The 17789-nt window shown below is 68.5% G+C and carries 5 protein-coding genes; all 5 read left to right on the top strand.

Translation table 11 applies throughout. The annotated features are described in order from the left end of the window. On the top strand, positions 1 to 1397 hold a 1397-nt coding region (locus DS843_RS31470), incomplete at its 5' end, for an MBG domain-containing protein (protein WP_286192408.1). Further along, positions 1394 to 3178, top strand: a complete 1785-nt coding sequence (locus DS843_RS30085) for a ShlB/FhaC/HecB family hemolysin secretion/activation protein (protein WP_149472493.1) — start codon at positions 1394 to 1396, stop codon at positions 3176 to 3178. The genes DS843_RS31470 and DS843_RS30085, both read left to right, overlap by 4 nt. Before the next feature lie 23 nt (positions 3179 to 3201). Further along, on the top strand, positions 3202 to 3738 hold the full coding sequence (locus DS843_RS30080) for an invasion associated locus B family protein (protein ID WP_149472492.1): 537 nt from the start codon (positions 3202 to 3204) through the stop codon (positions 3736 to 3738). Between the two features lie 134 nt (positions 3739 to 3872). Then, positions 3873 to 4841: an IS5 family transposase gene (locus DS843_RS30075; RefSeq protein ID WP_149472491.1), complete on the top strand. Its 969-nt coding sequence runs from the start codon at positions 3873 to 3875 to the stop codon at positions 4839 to 4841. Between the two features lie 492 nt (positions 4842 to 5333). Next, positions 5334 to 17789: Calx-beta domain-containing protein (locus tag DS843_RS30070; RefSeq protein ID WP_167525537.1), on the top strand; the 12456-nt coding region annotated here is incomplete at its 3' end.

The raw sequence follows: 17789 nt of genomic DNA, 5'->3' as shown, positions 1-17789 counted from the left end.
GCTGGAAGAACGGGCAGGGCGACAGCCTGCTCACCGGCCTGACCTACGCCACCGACGCCACGGCCACCTCCAACGTCGGCAGCGGCTACGCCAGCACGGCGAGCGGCGGTACATTGGGCGGCGCGGCAGCCGGCAACTACACGCTGAGCTACGCCGCGGGCGGCTTCTCGGTCACCCCGGCCGCGCTGACGGTGACCCCGAGCGGCACCATGACCTACGGCGCGACCAGCCCGAGCTTTGGCTTCACCGCCAGCGGCTGGAAGAACGGGCAGGGCGACAGCCTGCTGACCGGCGTGGTGATTTCGACCGATGCCACCGCGACCTCGAATGTCGGCAGCTACAGCACCACGGCGAGCGGCGGTACATTGGGCGGCGCGGCGGCGGGCAACTACACGCTGAGCTACGCCACGGGCGGCTTCGCGGTCACCCCGGCTTCGCTGACGGTGACCCCGAGCGGCACCATGGTCTACGGCTCGACCAGCCCGAGCTTTGGCTTCACCGCCAGCGGCTGGAAGAACGGGCAGAGCGACGCCAACCTGAGCGGCCTGTCCTACGCCACCGACGCCACGGCGACCTCCAACGTCGGCAGCTACGTCACCACCGCGAGCGGCGGCACGCTGGGCGGCGCGGCAGCCGGCAACTACACGCTGAGCTACGCCGCGGGCGGCTTCGCGGTGACCCCGGCCCCGCTCACGGTGAAGGCGACGGCTGCGGCCAAACTCTATGACGGGCTCGCCTTCAGCGGCGGCGCCGGGGTCACCTACGATGGTTTCGTCAATGGCGAGACCGCAGCGGTGTTGGGCGGTACGCCCCGCTTCGGAGGAAGCGCTCAGGGGGCGGTGGACGTCGGACGCTATGTGATCTCGGTGTCCGGTTTGACCTCTGGCAACTACGACATCCGATATGTCGACGGTGAACTGGTTGTCAGTCAGCGCATGCTAACGGATTCGACGGACAGCGCGGGCCGGTTGCCCGGAAAAGCCAACCCCACCCAGACGACGGATCGTGTGGACGGTGGACGGGACAGGGCTGCGGTGCCGGCTTCAACTGCTGGAACCCATGCCATCACGTCTGGCAGCATGACTGCTGGCGGCAATTCCGATCTGCGTTTCCTGCCGGGTAATTTCACGGTCTCACCGCAGCCGCCGGGTATCGCCGCGATCTTGCCGATGAGGTTGATCGACCCAGCACCCCTGTTCCGTCCCACGAACATGATAGGCAATGGCCAAAGTGGCCTGTCCAATGGCGGGGACCAGGGTGCGGGCGGTGGAATAACGGCCAACGACTCCCGAGCCGATAACGCGAGGCGGATTTGCGCCACTGGCGAGGGCTGCGCCTCTCTTCCCCATCCCGCCAACCGCTCTCTCGGCGCCTATCTGACCGTGAAAGCCCAATGATGCCTCCCATCTGTCTCCTTGTCCCGGCCCGCGCCGCACGGGTCGCAATGTTTTGTGCGCTGGTGCTGTCACACGGTCCTTCTGCCGCCCAATCCCTGCCGGTGGAAAGGAACCCGCCGCTGGAACAGCCGCCCTCCACCGGCGGACTGACGATCGAAAGGCCGGCTCCCGCCTCCGGCGATCCGACCCCGCTCGGTGTTCTGCTGCGATCCATCCATCTGATCGGGCGTGATGAAGCGGTTTCCCCAGGGTCGGGAAAGGAAGCGGTCGACATCGGCCGTATCGGCATCGCAAGGACGGAAGGCGCCACCGTTCCTGCCGATAGGTTGCGCGCAACGCTCTCCGGCTTCGTCGGACAGCCCCTGTCCATGGCGTTGATCGCTGACCTGCAGGCCGCCATCGCCGATGTCTATCGCGATTCGGGCCGTCCCTTCGTTTCCATCAGTGTCCCGCCGCAGGAGATCACCGCCGGCGCCCTCACCCTGCGGGTGATCGAGTTCGGATTGGGTCGGATTTCCATCCAGGGGGAGGATGGCGGACGGGGCGACGCTCTCGCCGCGCGCATCCGCGCGGTCGAGGGCGAACCCATAGAGGCGGCGCGGATCGACGAGGATTTGCGCTGGCTCAACCGTTTTCCCTATCGGCAGGTGCAGGGGATTTTCTCGCCAGGGGACGGGCTGGGCCGATCCGACCTGACGCTGGAACTGACGGCACGCACGCCTTGGCAAGTCTATGCCGGATACTCCAACACCGGATCTCCGGAGACGGACCGCAACCGCATCTTTGTCGGCGCCGGCTTCGGTCTGCCATGGCTGAACGACGCCTATGGCTCCTGGCAGACGACAGGTTCCCGCAACCTGTTCAGCGATGCCGACCGCTTGTTTCCTGGCGATGACAACCGTCCGAGCTATCTCAGCCATTCCGCCAGATTCGTCCTGCCCGTCTTCGCTCGCCAAGCTATCGAGATCAGCCCGAACTTCGTGGCGACGCGGCAAAGCAGGGACTTCTTCACGTCGGACAACAATTTCTTCGAGTTGCCGCTCTACTACCGCTCGGCCCTGTCAAATCTGCTGCCTGGCCACCACCTCGGCGACCTCCTGGCTGGTATCGAGATCAAGACGCTGGACCGCCGCGTCTCCTTCGAAGGGTTCGGTCTGGGCCGCTCTCGAGCCGACGTTTTTCAGCTCGGGATAGGGTGGGATCACGCATGGAGCGACGAAACCGGTGCCACCACGCTCAGCGTCATGGCGAAGATCAATCCGGGCGGCGTCATGGCCGGCAATGACGACGCGGGATGGACAGCCTATTCGAACGGACGCGTGCGGCAGGTCGATTATGCCTACATGACCGCAGCGGCCAGCCGGATCACCGGTCTCGGGGGCGGATTCGCGCTGATCAGTGAACTGTTGCTCCAACTTGCCGGCCAGCCTTTGCCGGACACAGAACAAATGGCGCTTGGTGGGCTGTATGGGGTGCGCGGTTACGATCTTGGGAGTGGAGTTGCTGACCGCGGCATCATTCTGCGCAACGATGTGCGCCCGCCGGGCTTTGCCCTCCTCCAGGATGATGGGCTCCAGCCATTCGCCTTTTTGGACGGCGGCATTGGACAGGACATCGGTGGACATCGGAAGCCACGTTTGGCAGGAACCGGTTTCGGCCTCGATTACCGTCTCGCCGGCGCTTTTACGATGAATATGACGGCAGCCGTCGCACTGGCCCGCGAGGGAAATCGTCAGCCAGGCGATGTCGACCTGAAAGTCCGCCTTTTCGCCTCCTACTGAATTCCCGATCAACGAGAAGCAGAATGACCATGAAACGCCGCAACGCACTCCTGTCCCTGGTGCTTCTCCTTTCCGCCACCGGGGGCGCCTCAGCGCAGCAGCAGCCTTCGACGCCAACTCTTCCGGTGCCGAGCCGGACGACCGCGAATTACGAGGATTGGGTGGTGCGCTGCGAATCCGGCCGCGACGGGAAAATCTGCGAAAGCGTGCAGGCGTTGGCCGGTCCGGATGGGCGGATCATCGCGCAAGTCGTGATCGGACGGCCGGCCGGCGCGGCAAGCGATAAGATCTTTGTCGAACTTCCGCTCGGAGTGTGGTTGCCGGACGGTGTTGCGATCCGTATCGGGGACAAGCTGACGGCTTCGCTGACCTTCCGGCGCTGTCTGCAATCCTGCCTGGCCGATGCCGACCTGCCCAAGCAGAGCCTCGATACCCTTGTGAACACATCCCAACCGATTAGCTTGGGCTTTTCGGAAGGTCCTGGAAGGCCAGCAACCCTGCTGATTTCCGCCAAGGGGTTAAGGAACGCCCATATGGCAAGCAACGCGCAGGGAAAGTAAGTCGCTGCCCGCTGTAAAGGCCGGATGAAAATTGGTCCTTCCGCGTTTTCGAGACGTTGGTGCACAAAGCCCGGGCTGGTGGTGGTCGGGAGGGCGAGCGGGTAGAGAGGCGGCCCGCTGAAGTCGCGCCGCTGATGCCGTACAAGGCCAATGAGCCCCGCCGCCACCAGAACCCGAAGGCCCGGTACCGTGTGGAAAACTGGGCGTCCTACGATGCGGCGCTGCGCCGGCGCGGTGACCTGACGATCTGGGTGACACCGGAGGCGATCGCCGCCTGGACGCCGCCCGCTACGGGCCGACGCGGCCGGCCGGCGCGCTACTCGGACGTGGCGATCGAAGCCGGGCTGATGCTGCGTCTGGCGTTCGGTCGGCCGTGGCGGCAGACCGCGGGTTTGCTGGGCTCGCTCATGCGCCTGCTCGGCCTCGACCTGCCGGTTCCGGATCACACGACCTTCTCCCGGCGCAGCGCCACCCTGGAGGTCGCGTCAGCGCTGGCCAGGACGGACGGGCCGGTCGGCGTGGTCATCGACTCCACCGGGCTGAAGGTGTTCGGCACGGGTGAGCGGCACCTGGAAAAGCATGGAGGCCAAGCGCGCCGGAGCTGGAGAAAGCTCCACTTGGCGGTCGATCCCGATACCGGCGAGATCCTCGCCTCGGAGCTGACGACCATGCAGGACGGCGATGCCTCGCTGGTCGGCCCGCTGCTCGACCAGATCGAGCGCCCGATCGGCACGGTGCTGGCGGACGGCGCCTATGACGGTGAGCCGGTCTACCGCGCCGTCGCCGCCCACACCCCCGACGCCGAGGTGATCATCCCGCCGCGCTCCACCGCGGTGCCGGGCGAGACCGCTGCAAGCGCGCCCACGCAGCGCGACCAGCACATCCAGATGATCGCAGAACGCGGACGGCTCGGCTGGCAGCGGGCGGTCGGCTACGGACGCCGATCGCTGGGGGAGGTGGCCATGTTGCGGTACAAGACCTTGATCGGGCGCAGCCTCCGCGCCCGGACTCCGCCTGCCCAGAAAGTCGAGGCGGCGGTCGGCTGCAAGGTCATGAACAGGATGACCAGCCTCGGCATGCCGGCCTCCCGCAAGGTCGCCTGAACGACAACTTTCCAGGGCGGAGTCCGTCAACGCGCCGAGTTCTGCACCAACGTCTGACCTCGTTGCCCTGGGACTCGACCAAGCCACGCGACGCGGCGGGGTTCGCTGCGCGATCGCCATTTTCGACAAAATTCGACAATAAGCGGCAGTCTGTGGCGAGAAGTCGTCGCAGCTTCCCGCAATAATTTCATTGGATTTTAGGCAATTCCTGATAGGTTTGTGAGACTACGAATGGTGTAACCCAAGCGGCAAGATCGGATCGGGGCAAGCGGTGACCACCGCCGCCGCGGGACGGAGACGGAGCGGGGCGCTACACGAGCCGTGCCGCAACACCGCTTGGCGGTGGAGCGGAGAAGAACAGCGAGGGGTTGTTGGAATATGGCTGGGACACGCTCGTCCGGTGGAAAGAACAACTCTCGCAAGATCGCCGGTCGCGGAAATACAACCCTTCAAAAGTCCACGCATTCACTCCGGCTGACGCTGGAGCCGCGGATGGTGTTCGACGCTTCGGTGGCGGCGACGGCTGCTGACGTCGTCGACAACAGCCACGATTTCTTGTCCGATCCCGCCTCGGACTCGAAGGCCCCGACCGCTGCGGAGCCCGGAGTCGAGCCGGCGGGCGGCGCCGACCACGCAGGTCCGGTCAGCGACGACTCCATGGTTCCCCCGGTCGGCGGTGCCCCCGCCAAGGACGATGCGTCGCAGGAGCCCGCTCCGTCTGGAGGGGTTTTGCAACTTGTGTTTGTCGATCCGCGGACGCCGGGAGCGGCGGACGCCGTCGCCGGACTCGGCGCCGGGACGCGGGTCGTCACGCTCGACAGCGCCCGTGACGGCATCCAGCAGATCAGCGGGGCGCTGGCCGGCCACAGCGGCCTGCAATCCATTCACATCCTGTCGCACGGCAGCGATGCCGGGCTGCCTGTCGGCCGCGACACGCTGACCACGGCCTCGCTGGCCGGGCGGGCGGACGAGGTGGCGTCCTGGCGCGACCATCTGGCCGACGGGGCCGACATCCAGCTTCATGGCATCGGCACGGCGTCGGGCGGCCAGCGGCTGGCCGGCACGCTCGCCGACCTGACCGGCACCAGGGTCACCGCGACCGACGATCTGACGGTGACCGGCCCCGACCGGAACGCCCCCGACCGGAATGCCCAGGATGAGTCCGACTCCGCCGCGACCGATGCCGTTTCCGCCGCCGACCGGCGCATCATGGTCGTCGACGCCCGGGTCCAGAACCGGGAGGTCCTGCTCCACGACCTGCCGTCCGACGTGGAGACGATCGTCATCGGGGTCGGCGACGATCCCATCGCCCGCATTCAGGAGGCCCTGGCCGGCGGCCGCGTGGCGTCGCTGCAGATCGTCGCGCACGGCGAAGCGGGCAGTCTCACGCTCGGCCGCGACACGCTGACCGCGGCCAGCCTGGAGGGCGCCACCGCCGAGGCGATTGCCGCCTGGAAGTCCTCCTTCACCGAGGACGCCGACATCCTCCTGCTCGGCTGCGACATCGGGCAGGGCGGGGCCGGCGCGGCCTTCGTGACCCGGCTCGCCGCCCTGACCGGAGCGGACGTCGCCGCGTCGGACGACGCGACGGGCGCCGCGGCCCTGGGCGGCGACTGGTCCCTGGAGGTCGGCACCGGCCCGATCGAGTCGTCCATCGCCCTGTCCGCCACCGCGGAGTCCGCCTGGCAGCACCTGCTGGCGCCGCCGACCATCGGTTCGCCGGCGGGCGGCGACACCATCACGGTGATCGAGCCGAGCGTCCTGAACGTCGCGGGTGCCGACCAGGCTTCGCTCGGCGGCTGGACGGTGGCCGATCCGGAGGGCGGCACCCTGACCGTCACGGTCAGCCTGCCCGGCACGACGGTCGGCCATCTCAACGACACCGCCCCGCCCGGGACGACGGGCGCCTCGTCCCTGACCTTCAGCGGCACCGCCGCCGCCGTCAACACCTGGCTGGCCGGTCTGCGCTTCGTGGCCGCCGACACCGAACTCGGCAACACGGCGGCGTCCACGACCATCACGATCACGGTGACCGACGACGAGGCGACCCCGGGTCCGTTCACCGTCACCAAGACCATCGCGGTCACCGTCTCGCCATCGAACGACCCGACCGTCCTGACGACGTCCCAGGTGACGGTGACGGAGAGGGGCACGGTCGGAATCACGGCCGGAAACCTGACCGCCGCCGACCCGGAAGTGGCCGCGGGCACCCAGTCGAACACCCAGCTCGTCTACCGGCTGGAGGCGCTGCCGGTCTACGGGACCCTGACGCTTGGCGGCCAGTTGCTCGGCGTCGGGTCGATCTTCACGCAGGACGACGTCCTCAACAACCGGCTGGTCTACATCCACAAGGCGACCGGCGCCGACCAGAACACGGCGGACAGCTTCCAGGTCTCGGTCAACGACGGCGCGACGCCGCAGTCCTTCTCCTCGGCCAACATCAGCACCGTGACCATCGCGGTCACCCCGGTGAACCAGGCGCCGGAGCTGACCACCGCCGGGGGCAACGTGTACGAAGGCGTGCCGGCGGGTGCGCCGGAATCGTCGATCGGCAACTTCATCGTCGCCAACGCCGGCGGCGATCCGGGCGACACGCTGACCATCCAGCTCACCTCCTTGCCGCAGCACGGCTCGCTGATCTTCACCGGCACGCTGACCATCAACGGCGTGACGCGCACGCTGACCAATCAGGATATGGCGACCTACGTCATCCCCGGCGGCACGGCGCTCGACCTCGGCCGTGACACGGTGCTGATCGCGCAGAACCAGTTGTCCGGCCTGCACTACGCTCACAACGGGACGGAGCCGAGCGTCGCGCCGACCGACAGCTTCAACGTTGTGGTCAAGGACGCGGGCGGCGGCACGGGCGTCCCGGCCAGCGTCGCCCAGGCGATCACGCTGACCATCAGGCCGGTCAACGACGACCCGACCTGGGTCAACGCCAGCACCCTGGCGGCGACCGTCACCGCGGGCGGCGCCGACGGCGACCCGCTGACAAGCGCCGACAATTTCCGCGTCACGCTGACCACCGACATGCTCAACGTGACGGACAGCGACAGCCCGGCGTCCTCCATCACCTTCGCCGTGGTGGACAGCCCCAGCTATGGCCGCATCCTGCGCAATGGCGTGCTGGTGGAATCCGGCGGCACCTTCAGCCTGCAGGACGTGATCGACCGGAGGGTCGTCTATCTCCAGACCGCCGTGAACATGGCGGGGACGCTGGACGCCGACAACTTCACCTTCGCGGTGTCGGACAACGCCATGGCGTTGCGCTGGAACGCCGACGGCACCAGCTACTCCCGCCAGGGCGGCATCTACACGGGGCCGTCCGCCGCCGATCCCTACCGCATCTTCACCTTCAACGTCGGTCTGGCCCAGGGGGCCGGCGCCGTCACGGCGGGCTACATCGTCAGCGCCGGCACGCCGTCGCTGTCGGAAGGCGACAGCGGCACCAAGACGGTCACCTTCACGGTCACCCGCGTCGGCGACACCGGCGCGACCGGCAGCGTGCAGTACACGGTCGGCGGTGTGGACGCCACCGACGTTGCGTCTCCGCTCAGCGGCACCCTGGTCTTCGCGCAGAACCAATCGACGGCCCTGATCACGCTGACCCTGGTCGGCGACACGGTGGTCGAGCCCGACGAGGTGATGACGGTCACCCTGTCCAACCCCGTGCACGGCCAGATCGCCGTCGGCAGCGCGTCGACCACCATCGTCAACGACGACACCGGCCTGTCGGTGTCGCTCAGCCCGGCCGACGCCACGCAGTTCGAGGGCAACAGCGCCACCCGCAGCTACACCTTCACGATCACGCGCACCGGCGTCATCACCGGCACGACGACCGTCGATTACGTGGTCGAAGGGACGGGCGACTACCCCGCGACCGCAGCCGATTTCGCGGGCGGGGTCCTCCCGGCGAGCACGGTCACCTTCGCGGCCGGCGAGACCGTGAAGACCATCACCGTCGAGGTGGTGGGCGATACCGTCGCCGAACCCGACGAGACCTTCCGCCTCCGCCTCGTCAACCCCGTCGGCGGGGTGCTGGCCATCGACTCGGCGACGGCGGCGATCATCGACGACGATCCGGCCCCGGCCCTGTCGGTCGCGACCGATGCGGGCAGCGTGGCGATCCTGGAGGGCGACAGCGGGGCCAGGACCCTGACCTTCACGGTGACCCGCACGGGCAAGCTGGGTCAGGCGACCACCGTGGACTGGGCCGTCGTCGGGGTGTCCGCGGGGATCGACGGGGCGGATTTCGGCCAAGCCGGCCTTCCGCAGGGCACGATTGCCTTCGCGGCCGGCGAGACCGTGAAGACCATCACCGTCAACGTCGCGGGCGACCAGCACATCGAAGGCGACGAGGTCTTCACGATCCGGCTCGCCAACCCGACGAACGGCACGCTGGCAACGCCCGAGGCGCAGGCGACGATCCTGGACGACGATCCGGCGGCTCTGCCGGTCCTGGACATCGCGGCGGTCACCAACCAACTGGCGGAGGGCGACAGCGGCGCCGTCGCCTTCACCTTCGTGGTGACGCGGACCGGCAACACCTCGCAACCGGGCAGCGTCGATTGGACGGTCGGCGGCGCCGTGGACGCGGCGGACTTCCATGCGGGCGTCCTGCCGGGCGGCACCATCGAATTCGCCGCCAACGAGGTGTCGCGGACCATTTCCATCATCGTGCGCGGCGACACCCTGGACGAAGCGGACGAAGCCTTCACCGTCACCCTGTCCAACGCGCGCTACGGCGCCATCGGGACCGGAGCCGCCACGGCGACGATCCTGAACGACGATTCCGTGCCGACCCTGTCCATCCGCGCGAACCAGGGCGCCATGGTGGAAGGCAACAGCGGCCCGCGCAACTTCACCTTTACCGTCACGCGCAGCACCACGACGGGCGCGGCCAGCGTGGACTGGAGCATCGGCGGTATGGTCGATGCCGCGGACTTCGGCGGGACGATTCCGTTCGGCCGCCTCGACTTCGCCGACGGCGAGACGACCAAGATCATCACCGTCGCCGTCACCGGCGACACGCAGGCGGAGCTGGACGAGACGCTGACCGTCACGCTGAGCAACGCCACCGGCGCGCGGATCGCCACCGCCGCCGCGACCTCGCTGATCGTCAACGACGACTACCCCCACGCCACCGTTGCGATCCAGGCGGACCTGAACCAGGTCACGGAGGGCAACAGCGGCCCACGGACGATCACCTACACCGTCACCCGCAACGGCGACCTCGGCGGCGCCGCATCGGTGGCCTGGAGCATCACCGGCGGCACCGCCGACGCGGCCGATTTCCTCAACGGCGTGCTGCCGTCGGGCACGGTGCAGTTCGGTGCCAACGAGGCGGCGAAGACCTTCCAGATCTTCGTCCGCGGCGACACGGACATCGAGGCGGACGAGACCTTCACCGTCACCCTGTCCAACCCGAACGGCGTGTCCATCGACGGCAGCGGCGGGTCCGCCACCGTGCGGATCGTCAACGATGACGGGCAGACCTTCGCCATCGCGGCCAACCAGACCCAACGGGCGGAGGGCGACAGCGGAACGACGCCCTTCACCTTCACCGTCACCCGCACCGGCGACAGCTCGGCGGACGTGACGCTGAATTGGGCCGTGACCGGGCCGGGCGTGGATGGGGCGGATTTCGTCGGCGGGGTGCTGCCCTTCGGCACCGTGACGATCCCGGCGGGCCAGACGACGGCGACCATCACCGTGAACGTCGCCGGAGACACGGTGGCGGAGGCGAACGAGGGCTTCACCGTCACGCTGTCCAACCCCAGCGCCGGCACCATCGCCGTCGCCACGGCGTCGAGCGCCATCGGGAACGACGACGGCACGACCCTGCCGCAGTTCGACATCGTGGCGGTCAACGGATCGCAGGTGGAGGGCGGCCCCGGGACGTCGCGCAGCTACCTGTTCACCATCACCCGCACCGGCAACCTCGGCGGCAGCGCGTCGGTCGACTGGACGGTCTTGGGGGGGGCGGTCAACCCGGCCGACGCGGCCGATTTCAGCGGCTTCCTGCCGCACGGCACGCTGACCTTCAACCCCGGCGAGGCGTCGCAGACCATCGTCGTTACCGTGAACGGCGACCTGCTGGCCGAGCCGGACGAAGGCTTCACCGTCACGCTGGGCAACGCGGTCGGCGCCGCCATCGGCACGGGCGTCGCCGAGGCGGCGATCCTCGACGACGACCCGGTGCCGCACATCTCGATCGTGGACACCGGGCTGGTCAAGCTGGAGGGCGACTCCGGGGTCACGACCTTCACCTTCACCGTCACCCGCACGGGCTCGACCGCCGACAGCACCTCGGTCGTCTGGCAGTTGAGCGGCGATAAGGTGAACGCCGCCGATTTCGGCGGCTTGCTGCCGTCGGGGACGGTCGTCTTCGCCGCCGGGGAGACCTCGGCCACCATCACCGTCTCGGTCACCGGCGACACCCTGCCGGAGGGCGACGAGCCCTTCATCATCACCCTGTTGTCGGCGAGCAACGGGATCATCGACCACGCCACCGCCACGGCCACCATCCTCAACGACGATCCGGACATCGTGCCGAAGGTGGCCATCGCCGCCACCGATGCATCGAAGGCGGAAGGCGACGGCGGTCCCAACAGCTTCACCTTCACCGTCACGCGGACGGGCGACACGACCAGCACCAGCTTCGTGCACTGGATGCTGCGGCACACCGGCACCGACGCCGCCGACATCACCGGCCCGACCAGCGGCCGGGTGGAGTTCGCCGCCGGGGCGACCGCCGCGACCATCACCATCACCGTCAACGGCGACCTGCTCTTCGAAGGCGACGAGACCTTCGACGTGGTGCTGACCAGCGCGGTCGGCGCCCGCATCGCCGCCGGCGGAGCCTCGGCCACCGGCACCGTCCTGAACGACGACCCGGCGCCGCCCAGCGTCGGCATCACCACGGCGGGCGTGGCCGCCTACGAGGGGCAGAGCGGCACCACCCCCTTCACCTTCACGGTCACGCGCACCGGCGATCTGACGCGCGCCACGACGGTGGCCTGGTCGGTGGCGGGGAGCGGCGGCGTTCCAGCGGTGGCGTCGGATTTCGAGAATGGCATCTTCCCCTCCGGCACGGTGACCTTCGCCGCCGGTCAGGCGACCGCCACCATCACCGTGAACGTCGTCGGCGACACGACGGTTGAGACGAACGAGACCTTCACGGTCCAGTTGATCTCGGCAAGCAACGGCACCATCAACGGGGCCGGCGCCACCGCCATCGGCACCATCCGCAACGACGACGCCCCCCCGCCGCCGTCCGCCGAACCGTCGCAGATCCTGTTCGTCGGGCAAAACCCCAACAGCGTCATCGACGCGGGCACGATCAACGAGGGCAGCACCACCGGCGGCCTGATCCTGGGCAACGACGGCGACGCCGCCACCCCGGTGATGCTGAGCTACAGCGCGGCCGGCACATCGACCTCGCAGATCGTCTACACGGTGCTGAAGCTGGGCGCCAACGGCGGCGACTGGTACGGATCGCTTCAGATCAGGGTGAACGGCGCCTGGCGGGCGCTCAGCGCCTACGGCACCTTCACGCAGGCGGACCTCGACGCCGGGAACCTGCGCTTCGTCCCGTCGGACGGGGAAGGCTTCCTGTCGACCTTCCAATTCTCGGTCTCCACGGGCGCCATCGACCCGGTGACCCGCGCTCCGGTCCGCACGGTCGGGACCTTCAGCATTTTCACGACCCCCGTCAACGACGCGCCGACCGCCAGCGGCTCCGCCGACCAGACGATCAAGGAGGGCGACACCGCCTACATCACGACGTCGATGCTGTCCTTCGCGGACCCCGACGACGCCACGAACGAGTCCTACCTGGAGAATCCGGCGCCGGGCGGCGTCTACGACGACAACCTCGCGCTCAACCACTCGGCGGCCAACCCGCTGAGGTTCCAGGTCACGGCGCTGCCGGCGCACGGCACGTTGCAGGTCCACGACGGCGGCAACTGGGTCAACGTGCAGGTCGGCACGTCCTACAACGCGTCGCTCCTCACCGGCGCCGCGGGAACGACCGGGCTGCGCTACGTCCACAATGGCGGCGAATCGCGCGCCGACGCCTTCACGGTTGTGGCGGTGGACCGCTGGGGCCTGACCAGCAGCCCGGCGACCGTCAGCTTCGTGCTGACCAATGTCAACGACGGGCCGCAGATCGCCGCGACCCCGGCACAGGCCGACCCCACCATCGGCGCCGACGCTCCGAACGCCATTGGCGACGCTCCGGCCAACGACCCGATCAGGGTGGAGGAGGGCAGCCGCGTCAAGATCACCGCGGCGATGCTCCAGGCCTACGACCCGGACAGCAGCCCCGTGCAGGTGCAGTACCGCCTGACCACGGCGACCAGCTACGGCCAGTTGATGCGGTCGACCAACGGCACGACCTTCACCGCCATCGGCGTGGGCTCCAGCTTCACGCAGCAGGACATCGCCAACGGCTTCATCTACTACGTCCACGGCGGCGGGGAGAGCTACCAGTCCAACCCCTCGACGGTCTACGACGACCGCTTCGTCTTCACCCTGTCGGACGGCGACAAGGAGCAGACCGGGCGCGAGGCGTGGATCACCATCACGCCCGTCAATCAGGCGCCGACTCTGTCCAGCCCGACGGCGGACATCCCGGTCGTCAGCACGACCATCGGCAACAACCTGATCGCCGGCTTCGTCGCCGCCGATCCGGACATCACCAACACCCCGGGCTACCAGAGCACCGACCGCTCGAACCCGGTGGACGAGACCGACATCGTCACGGCGATCGTCCGCCTGCGCGATGCGAACAACGCGCTGCTGACCGACTACACCGGCATCACCCTCCAGCCGGGCGCCGGGGCGGCGGTGACGCTGATCGATCCGGATGGGGCGGGTGCCGGCGCGGCCTACGACGGCAACGGGCGCGTCCTGGTGATGAAGGGCTCGCTGGCCCAGGTGAACGCGGCGCTCGCCGGGCTGCGCATCGGTTTCGACACCGACCGGAACGCCTACTACACCGTCGAGGTGATCATCGACGACCGGGCGCGCGCCGACGACGGCACGCTGACCGGCGGCGCCAACGGCGGCCAGAAGAACGCGTCGGGCAGCCTCTCCGTCGCCAACCCGGCGGTGCCGGCCACCGATCCGAACTTCATCGGCGGCGATTTCACGGGTCTGGCGGGCAACGTCGCCATCGGCACCGTGCGCATCTTCGCCTCCACCATCAACGATCAGCCGACCATCGGGCTGCCCGGCGCCATCCAGCCGACCGAGGACGTGCGCATCGCCGTCATCGACGGCACCCGGCCCATCGACTTCGACGACATCGAGGCGCGGCTGACCGGGTCCAACATCCAGGTCACGCTGTCCGCCGCCAACGGGACGGTGGATGTCGGGACAGTGGGAACGGTGAACGGCACGGGGACCAACGTCACGATCACCGGCGACCGGACCGGGACGGTGACGGTCACCGGCAAGGTCGCCGACGTGAAGGCCTTCCTGAACGCCGGGGTCTGGTACCTCGGAAAGAGCAACTACAACGGCGCGGACGCGCTGAGCGTCACGGTCAGCGACCTCGGCACCTATGGCGCGGGCGCGGGCTCCAGCAACGTCACGCAGGTGGCCCAGGGCACCATCGCCCTGACCGACTTCGTCGATGTGAACGACGATCCGACGCTCAACATCGGGTCGGGCCAGATCGTCATCGACCGCACCGGCCCGGTGTCCATCCCCGGCATGCCGGCGCTCGACTCGGTGATCATCGACCACGACGACACGGCCCAGAACGGACAGGTCGTGCAGGTGATCGTCCGGCTGCTCGACGGCAACGGCGCGCCGCTGGCGAACGAGCTCGCCTACAAGAACATCACCATCGGCTACACGGCGACCGGCTCGCTTGCCGCGGTCGACCGCGGGGCCGGGGCTTTCAATGGCGTGGAACGCCCGCTGATCCTGCGCGGCACGATCGCGGAGGTCGCGGCGGCGCTGCGCAGCCTGACCCTGACCGTGACCAACTCCGACGGCAGTCGCGACGACACGACGCTGACGCTTCAGGTCATCGTGGACGACCGGACCAGCGACGCCGCGGGCACCGTCAGCGCCACCGCGAACGGGGGTGCCGTCAACCAGCAAACGAACGGCCCATCGGGCACGCCGACCGCAATCGTCACCACCGCGATCGACCCCTACGCGACCACCACCGCCACGCTGAACGATGCGGCGGGCCTCGCACCGAATACGGCGCTCGCGGAGCGCAGCGTCTACATCTCCGGCGTCAATGATCCGGTGCAGATCAACGCCGTCAACGTGACGAACAAGACCGAAGGCCTCACGACGATCGTCCTGAACGGAGCGGACGGAGCCTTCGAGCTCACCGACGCGGACACCAACGGCGCCACCAACCTGACCGCCACCGTCACGACCAGCGCCGGCACCTTCTTCGCCGTTGGCGGAACGGCGTCCAAGTCGGCCCTGGGCCTCAACTCCATCACGCTCACCGGCAGCCTGACGGCCATCCAATCGAGCCTGCGCGACCTGACCATCGCGCTGCCCGATCCGGACGGCGCCGGAGGACCGGCGACCAGCGCCGACTGGAACGGCTCCTTCACCGTCACCGTTGCCGTGGAGGACAAGGGCAACACCGGCCAGAGGCCGGGCGACCTGAGCGGCCTGGGCAGCTCCGCGGCCAGCGACCCGGGACAGGTGTCCTACACGGACGGCACCTCGGCCAGCCTGACCACCACGCGCACGATCACCGTCACCGTCTCCAACGCGAACGACGCGCCGATCCGCAGCGGCGGAGCGACGGTCAACACCTTGCCGAACACGCAGGAGGACACCGCCGAGCCGCCCGGCGCCACGGTCAGCACGCTGTTCGCGGGCAGCTTCAGCGATGCGGTGGACGGTGCCGGCGCCTCGGGTGCCAACCAGTTCTACGGCGTGGCCGTGGTCAGCACCGGCGCGGTGTCAGGCGGCGTCTGGCAGTACCGCCTGGACACCAACAACGACGGCACCCTGGACGGCTCCTGGATCAACATCGGCAGCCGGTCGGCGTCGAGCGCGCTGATCCTCGACAAGTACGACGCGATCCGCTTCCTGCCCAACGCCAACTGGTTCGGCACCCCGACGGGACTGACGGTCCGGTTGATCGACGATTCCGGCACGCCGCCCACCGCGGGGTCCACCATCAACATCGGGTCCGGCGGCGGATCGACGGCCTACAGCAACAACAGCAACGCCGTCACGCTGAGAACCTCGGTGGAAAAGCTGAACGACCGGCCGACCGCCAGCGCCACGACCCTGCCGGACGTGGCGGAGGACACGGCCGATCCGACCGGCACGGCCATCAGCGCCCTCTTCACCGGCAAATACTCCGACGCGGCCGACGACCAGAGGCCAAACGGCGGCAACGATTCGACCCCTCTGGCGGGTATCGCGATCGTCGGCAACACGACGCCGGCCACGCAGGGCATCTGGCAGTACCGCTATGACGCCAACCAGGACGGCGATTACAACGACGGCGGCTTCGAGACCTGGACCACCATCGCCGCGAACACCCACAGCGATGCGTCCGCGCTGATCCTGCCGGCTGCGGCGCAGCTCCGCTTCCTGCCCGGAACGGACTTCAACGGCACGGTGACGCCGCTGTCCGTCCGCGTTGCCGACGGCGAGGGCGGCGCGATCACCACCGTGACGTCCGGTGCCGACCTGACCGGCATCCTGGGGCCGAACAGCCGCTGGTCGGGCGACGCCGCGACCGCCATCGGCGTGACCGTAACGCCGGTGAACGACGCCCCCACCATTTCCGCCGCCGCGCTGGGGTCTCCGATTCCGCTGTCGGAGGCCACGGGTGTCGGCACCGGGTCGAGTTCGCAACTGCTGGTGACCGTCAGTTCGGTCGGTGACGCGGCCGACTTCGCCTATCTGGCGAGCGACAATTTCGGCGGCGGCGTCATCGCCGCCACCATGGCCACATGGTACGGCGGCGATACGCTCACCATCATCGACGGCACCTATTCGGGCCGGGCGGTCATCTACGCCTCCGGCCAGGTCAAGGTCGGCGGCACGGTCGTGGGCAGCGTGGCCGGGGGGAGCAGCGGCACGGCGCTGAGCATCACGCTCAACGCCAGCGCCGACGCGGGCGCCGTCCAGGCGGTGATCCAGGCCATCGCCTACCGCACCACCAGCGACAACCCGACCGCGAACGGGTCGTACACCAGCCGTACGGTGAACTTCACCTTCAGCGACGGCGCCAACGACAGCCAATCCGGGGGTGCGGCCCTGTCGACCAGCCCGTCGCCCTTCGTGTCGGCGACGATTCAGTTCACCCCGGTAAACGACCCGCCGGTGGTCGACCTGAACGGCGCCGGAGACGGGTCCGACAATACGGTCACCTTCATCGACCCCGCCAACGGGACTCCGAGCGCGGTGGCGATCGCAGCGTCGGCAACCCTGAGCGACCCCGACAACAGCAACCTGTCCAGCATGCATCTGGTGGTCGGCGGCCTCCAGGACGGAGCCTTTGAGACCCTGACCATCGGCGGTGTTTCCTTCACGCTGAACCAGGACTATACGAACGTCACCGCGGGCGCCTTCAAGGTCTCCTACGTCGCCTCCACCGGCACCTTCACCATCCTGCCGGGCAGCGGAAACATGGCGACGGTCGCCGCCTTCGAGACGCTTCTGCGGGGGATCACCTACCTCAACACCGACGACGACCCCACGGGGACGACCCGGACCGTGCACGTCACCGTCACGGACGCCAACGACAACGACGCCAGCGCAACCGGCCTGGACAGCAACACGCCGTTCACCACGATCACCATCCAGGCGAACAACGACCAGCCCCGGATCACGGGTCTGAGCGGGACGGCGACGTTCGGTGAGGACGCGATCAAGACGGCGGCGCGGCTGGACGCGGACGGCGCGATCGTCCTCGACGACCCCGACAGCGGCGCCTAC

The organism is Roseomonas genomospecies 6, from assembly GCF_008365375.1.
GTDB lineage: Bacteria > Pseudomonadota > Alphaproteobacteria > Azospirillales > Azospirillaceae > Azospirillum.
This window is presented reverse-complemented; position numbering and strand designations above follow the sequence as displayed.

Excerpts from the sequence above, each read along its gene's own strand:
- DS843_RS30085 (WP_149472493.1), top strand. The coding sequence starts at position 1,394 with ATGATGCCTCCCATCTGTCTCCTTGTCCCGGCCCGCGCCGCACGGGTC.
- DS843_RS30080 (WP_149472492.1), top strand. The coding sequence starts at position 3,202 with ATGACCATGAAACGCCGCAACGCACTCCTGTCCCTGGTGCTTCTCCTT.
- DS843_RS30075 (WP_149472491.1), top strand. The coding sequence starts at position 3,873 with ATGCCGTACAAGGCCAATGAGCCCCGCCGCCACCAGAACCCGAAGGCC.